Here is a 617-nt window from a genome sequence, read left to right as displayed (position 1 = left end):
TTGGCTAACGTGCGTCTAGTTCTACGGGGTTCTTTGAGGTCTCGGTAGTTTTAGCGGCGCAGCTTGAAGGATGCGGCGAGGAGGATGCCTAGGGTGGCTCCGAGTTGCGCGCCAAGCAATCCGCCGATCCATCCCCAACTCAGGCCGATCCAAAGCCCAAGCGCGGCCATACTTATCGCGCCGCACAAGAGACCGATCAGCACGCGTTTAGCTCCTAACTACTGCGTTATATGGTTTTATCACAATCGTCCTGACAAATGTTGCTGTTATACATCGATAATTCATCGTGTTAGCGGTACTACACTTTAGTTTTCCGAAGGCTTACATAACTGAAAGATCGATTCTGAAGCGTTTTATATCCTAAGGTCACGCTTGTGTAGCGGCAAGTGTCGCGGTATGGAGTTTGCATTAATGTTCTTTTAACCCTGTGCACCTGCGCGCCCCAGGAGAGTGACCATGCTGCGTGAGGCCGGCCATCCGTCTTCCTCCACGGCCGTTGCACCGCAGCATCTGAGCGAGGTGGTCACACAGGCGGTGCTGCCACTCGGAAAGGCACGGCGTCTGGAACGGCTGGGCAAGCGCAGCCTCGATATCAGCGTGGCCGGTACGGCACTGTT

The 617-nt window shown here is 54.8% G+C and carries 1 protein-coding gene; it reads right to left on the bottom strand.

All coding sequences use genetic code 11. The features are described from left to right. Positions 1–50: 50 nt before the first annotated feature. A complete protein-coding gene (locus MKK70_RS15515) occupies positions 51–203 on the bottom strand; it encodes a hypothetical protein (protein ID WP_243948764.1) in 153 nt (50 codons plus the stop codon). Positions 204–617: the final 414 nt, after the last annotated feature.

Source organism: Methylobacterium sp. E-041 (assembly GCF_022829665.1).
In the GTDB taxonomy this organism is placed as follows: domain Bacteria; phylum Pseudomonadota; class Alphaproteobacteria; order Rhizobiales; family Beijerinckiaceae; genus Methylobacterium.
This window is presented reverse-complemented; position numbering and strand designations above follow the sequence as displayed.